At 66.4% G+C, this 4,776-nt stretch carries 6 protein-coding genes; 3 read left to right on the forward strand and 3 right to left on the reverse strand.

All coding sequences use genetic code 11. The features are described from left to right. Positions 1-249: 249 nt before the first annotated feature. Positions 250-948, reverse strand: coding sequence for a TetR/AcrR family transcriptional regulator (locus tag ACFHNC_RS24465; protein ID WP_437171847.1), 699 nt, complete (start codon positions 946-948; stop codon positions 250-252). 103 nt (positions 949-1,051) lie between these two features. Here ACFHNC_RS24465 and ACFHNC_RS24470 point away from each other — a divergent pair, with 103 nt between their 5' ends. The 3 genes from ACFHNC_RS24470 to ACFHNC_RS24480 all read left to right on the forward strand — a co-directional run bounded on the left by ACFHNC_RS24470 (position 1,052) and on the right by ACFHNC_RS24480 (position 2,461). After that, on the forward strand, positions 1,052-1,504 hold the full coding sequence (locus ACFHNC_RS24470; protein WP_437171848.1) for a hypothetical protein: 453 nt from the start codon (positions 1,052-1,054) through the stop codon (positions 1,502-1,504). Positions 1,505-1,616: 112 nt separating this feature from the next. Beyond that, positions 1,617-2,048: a hypothetical protein gene (locus tag ACFHNC_RS24475; protein WP_437171849.1), complete on the forward strand. Its 432-nt coding sequence runs from the start codon at positions 1,617-1,619 to the stop codon at positions 2,046-2,048. Next, positions 2,045-2,461, forward strand: coding sequence for a hypothetical protein (locus tag ACFHNC_RS24480; RefSeq protein ID WP_437171850.1), 417 nt, complete (start codon positions 2,045-2,047; stop codon positions 2,459-2,461). Before ACFHNC_RS24475 ends, ACFHNC_RS24480 begins: the two co-directional genes overlap by 4 nt. Here the strand turns inward: ACFHNC_RS24480 and ACFHNC_RS24485 are convergent. Together ACFHNC_RS24485 and copM are read right to left on the reverse strand one after the other, a co-directional pair. Further along, positions 2,401-3,927, reverse strand: coding sequence for a multicopper oxidase family protein (locus ACFHNC_RS24485; protein WP_437171851.1), 1,527 nt, complete (start codon positions 3,925-3,927; stop codon positions 2,401-2,403). The genes ACFHNC_RS24480 and ACFHNC_RS24485 overlap by 61 nt on opposite strands. A 496-nt stretch (positions 3,928-4,423) precedes the next feature. Continuing rightward, on the reverse strand, positions 4,424-4,776 hold a 353-nt coding region (gene copM, locus ACFHNC_RS24490; RefSeq protein WP_437171852.1), incomplete at its 5' end, for a CopM family metallochaperone.

Consider the following 4,776-nt stretch of genomic DNA (forward strand, 5'->3'; position numbering starts at 1 on the left):
TCAGCATGGCAGCAGCCGTGATCGCGGCCAAGGAAATGCGGCCTTGTCGCAAATAGAGATCATCAGATCTGGTCTTCTAAACTGCCCGGTGGAGATGCACCGACTTGTGGTGGAGATGAGGCAGGCAGCGATGTCTGTCAGCTGCAAGCGGGTCGCGACAGGCGCCGGGGATATAAGAAATGATCCGGCAAGGGCGCTGCGCCATGCCGGATGGACTACGGTCCACAGGATCGGGCTTGACGCAGTCGTTTAGGGATCTTCCGCCCCGGGCGGAGCCGTCTTCGAACGGAGCAGGCTCATGAACAGCGTCAACGCCTTCGGCAATACATCCGCCGGTGGCTCGGATGCGTGCCATTCGGGAAAATGCCCGTCGATCGCCATGCGCGCCAAGCCGTATCCGAGAGCCCGTGTCACCAGGACAAGGTGATCGATGCCGAGATCCGGTGCGAGTGTTCCGTCCATTCGCGCCTGCTCGAACAACCGCGCCATGACGCCGCGAATCTCGTTGTTGGCGCGCTGGATGCTGTCGGAGGCCGTGATGTCGATGAGGGTGCGCGAACTGATGACCGCGAAGTGGGTCGGGTTTTGCAGCGCCCAACCCAGATAGGCAGCTCCCAGGGCTTCCAACTGGACGAGCGGCGCGTCGGTCTTCCTGCCATCCAGCGCGGCATCAACCGACGCTTTCAGGCGGTTCATCGCCTGCTCGGCGACCGCGGTCATCAGCGCGGTCTTGGTGGCGAAGTGGCGAAACGGCGCACCTGGCGACACGCCGACCCGCCGCGCCGCTTCCCGGACCGAGACATGCTCGACGCCGCGCTCCTCGATGATGGCGATGGTCGCGGCGACGAGGGCGTCCACCAGGTTGCCGTGGTGATAGCGCTCGGACGTGTCCCGCGGCGGCGGCGTGTGAGGTCTGGATTTTGGCATCGTGTCATCGGCATAGCACATCGCCTCTTCGGCCGTCCTCACCGAAGAAAGCGGTGATTACATTTTTCCTTGCGTCCACGCTGGCCACGATGTAAGCGGTGATTACTCACCAAGGAAACCAGCCATGTTCAGACATCTCGCACAAGCCGCCCTCGTCAGCCTTTCCGCGGGGCTCGGCGCACTACCCGCCGCGGCCCAGGATCCCGCCAGGCTGGAAATCGTCTGGCCGACCGAAGCCATGTCGGTGCCGCTCGGCGCCGACACCGAGCGCGCCATCGGCGTGGTCGTGCGAAGCAACTTTACGCTGCGCCCCGCCGGGCAATGCGGGGCCGAGCCGCGCTGCGGCCATATCCACATGAAGATCGATCCGGACAGCGACAGCTGCAACATCCCGGGCCGGCCGTACAACAGCATGAACAGTGACTTCGGCGGCACCCTGATCGCCGCCCGCTTTGGCCACTGCCCGACCGCGACCGGGGAGCACGTCATCGGCGTGCTCCTGGCCGACGACCATCACCGGCCGATCCTGGTGAACGGCCGCCCCGTCACAGCGCTGGTCCGGGTGACGACACGCTAACCGGTCCGCTGCAACGCGCGTGCAGAAGGCTCATTTGGAGAAGCGTCATGCAGCGTCGTCACCACCTGTCCGGTCTGCTCGCGGTGCCTGCCCTTGCTGCCGCAGACTTCGTGTGGTCACCGGCGGCGCGCGCGCCGCCCGGGGCGGCATTTCGCCAAGCTTCCCCGGCATCGCGGACTGGCTGCACGCGCCCGCGGCCTTCGATCCGGTGGCGCCTGGGCGGCCGGCAACGCTGGTGAATTTCTGGACCTATTCCTGCATCAATGCCCGGCGCACGCTGCCCTATTTGCGCCGGTGGGAGGCCACTTACGGGCCTGCCGAGCTCCAAATCCTCGGCATCCCCACACCGGAATCCGGCGTCGAGCATCTGCGTGGCCATGTGGAGCAGGCCGTGCGCGAACTCGCGCATCCGCTATCCCTCGGGCAGAACAATAGCTACCGCAGCTGGCGGGACTGGAACAACCGCGCCTGGCCGCCTTCCACCTGCTGGACGAGGAGGGAAGGCGCATACTGCTCCCCGAGGGCGAAGGTCACGCGCGCGTGATTAAGGGCGCCATCCGCGGGCTGCTCGGCTTGCCGCCGCGGGAACACCCCGGCGAGGAGGCCGACCTCAGCCGCATCGGCAAACCGGAGATCTACTTCGGCGCCACCCATCCGACGCCGCAAGATCCCGCCCAGTCACCCCGCCGCGGCGACGCGCCCTACGCCTTAAGCGCGGCGCCGGCCCTGCGGCTGAATCGCTATGCACTCGACGGCACCTGGGCGCGCGAGGCCGCGGCGCTGGTGCTCCGCTCACCCCGCGGCTGTCCGGCCCTTGCGACAGCATGGGTCAGGACAACACGGCAATTGGTCGGTGTCAGAACGCCGCGGCGCGCGATCCAAACGCCCCGCCCGGCTCAGACCGACGCTGTGACCGCGAACTCGGTCATCATCCCCGAGGCGAGGTGCGGCATGTGATGACAATGCAGCATCCAGCGCGCGGCTTCGCCCGCATCGAGGGCGACCTCGACCATCGACATCGGCGGCACATGAACCGTGTCGCGCAGCGCACCGGCAACGCGTCGCCCCTTCAACCCGACGACCTGGAACACATGTCCATGCAGATGCATTGGGTGGGCCATCATCGACATGTTGTGGAACGACAGCACGACGCGCTCGCCGCTGCGCGCAGTGATCGGTTGGTGCTGGCCCCAGACGGCCCCGTTGATTGTCCAGACGTAGGGCTGCATCGAGCCGCCCAGCATCAGCATGTGGCTGCGGTCAACGGGCCGGTCTGGCAGCGAATCGAGACCGATGAGGCGCGCTTCCTGCGCAAGATCGGTGTCGAAGGCAGGCGCTTCAGTGTCCGCAACAGCCTCAAGGCGCCGCACTTCGGCACCCTGCGTGGACAGGATCAAACCGGTCTGCTCGCGCGCCCCTTCGCGCAGCGCGAGGATCGGCCAGGCACCGACTTCGCTCGGCAGGTCGATTTCGATGTCCAGCCGCTGACCCATGGCCAAGCCAAACCGCGTGCCCGGTAGAGGCTGGATGGCGTGGCCATCCACCGCAACGAGTCTGGCCCGGGCGGCCCCGGTCTCGATCCAGAACACCGTCGCCGCGGCGGCGTTGATCACCCGCAAGCGGATGCGCCCGCCGCGCTCGACCTGCACAACCTCGGGGTCCGATAGGGTCCGGTCGTTGGCGAGATAGGCGTCCCACTCATAATCGTTCAGGTCCATGGCCATGCCGCCCATTCCCGGCATGTTGCGAATCTGCATGCCGCCCCTCGCGCCATGATTCATGCCCTGCATTGCGCCCATACCGCCCATGCGCATGCCCTGCGTGGGCAGTGCATCTGCACCTGCGCCATGCCCTGCGCCATGTCCTGCGCCGTGGCCGCCACCAAGGCCACCGCTGATCTCGGCCAGAACCTCCTCGGGCGACTTGAACGAGAAATCATGCAGGAACATGACAACCTCCTGCCGGTCGGCAGCGAGATCCTCCTGCGTGCGAACGATCAGCGGCGCCGCGAGCAACCGCATCTCCTGGATCGGCACATGGCTGTGCATCCAGTGGGTGCCCGGTCGGGCATCGAAATCGTAGGATCGGGTCTCTCCCGGCGCGAGAACGGGCATCGGTATGTCTGGCACGCCGTCCTGCGCGTTGGGTGGGATCTGGCCGTGCCAGTGGATGATCGTTCCAACGTCGAGGTCGTTGGTCAGATCGACCCTGAACCTTTGGCCGGGATCGAAGACAAGGCCCTGGCCGCCGGGACCGGCGAGGCCGAAGACGGTGGCCGCGCGACCGTTAATATCGAGCGTGCGGGTTGCGGCGGACAGAGTGATCGGGGCCACCGTCTGCGCGAACGTAAGACGGGGCATCTGTGTAGCAGCAATGGCGGCAGCACTTGCGGCGAGAATGCCGCGTCGCGAAAGGGTGTTCATGGTCGTCTCCTCGGAACATCACATCCCGTTCATCAATGCCGATGGGACGCCGCGGGCGTCGGCCCGGGCGTGATCACCGCAGCTCAGCGGCGAAAAAGGCCAGATGTCCCTCAATCCGGCGGAAGGGCTGCATCGAAGCGGTCGCCATCCGGCTCTGCATCATCTGCTGCATCATGCGGCCCATGTCGCCACCCATCATCCCGGCACCCGGGCCTGCCATGCCAGGACCTGGCGCGCCGTGCTGCGCTGGCGGCGTCGCTGGCTGCGGGGCGCCGGTGGTCGCTCCGGGATGGTGCGGATCGGTCGATGGACCAGCAGGGGCTGGCGCTTGCGCGAGCGCCGTCCCAGCCACCCCGAGCGCCAGAATGGCTGCCGTTGTGAAACTGCTGAGCTTCCTCATGATCCTGTCCTCTTCCGTTTTTGGGCAGCCGTGTCGTCAGACGCACGAGAGCCAGTTGAGTGCGCGCAGGGCGCTGCATGACGTCGGCCCAGCGCGTCACCGCGTAGGTGTACGCGCCAAGAAGGCACGCAATTCGATGATCTCCCGCTCCTGCTCGCGGATCACGGCTTCAGCCAGTCGGCGCATCGCCGCATCCCGTCCGTGCGCCAACTGAATGCGAGCCATCGCGATCGCACCCTCATGATGCGGGATCATGGAGGCCGCGAAATCGCGGTCCGCATCGCCCGTGAAAGTGATGGCCATGTCGCGGTGCATCTTCTCGTTCGCAGCCAGGAAGGCGACGGTCGAGGGGGACTGAGTGCCCGCTGCGCCCAGCTGCTGCGCGGTCGGCGCGTGCAACATTCCCGGCATGTGGCCAGGCGCCATCGGCATTTGGCCGTGCATCATCG

The sequence above is a fragment of the Falsiroseomonas sp. E2-1-a4 genome, assembly GCF_051433165.1.
Taxonomy (GTDB): Bacteria; Pseudomonadota; Alphaproteobacteria; order Acetobacterales; family Acetobacteraceae; genus Falsiroseomonas.

Coding starts and splice junctions, on each gene's coding strand:
- ACFHNC_RS24465 (WP_437171847.1), bottom strand. CDS start 948: ATGTGCTATGCCGATGACACGATGCCAAAATCCAGACCTCACACGCCG.
- ACFHNC_RS24485 (WP_437171851.1), bottom strand. CDS start 3,927: ATGAACACCCTTTCGCGACGCGGCATTCTCGCCGCAAGTGCTGCCGCC.
- ACFHNC_RS24470 (WP_437171848.1), top strand. CDS start 1,052: ATGTTCAGACATCTCGCACAAGCCGCCCTCGTCAGCCTTTCCGCGGGG.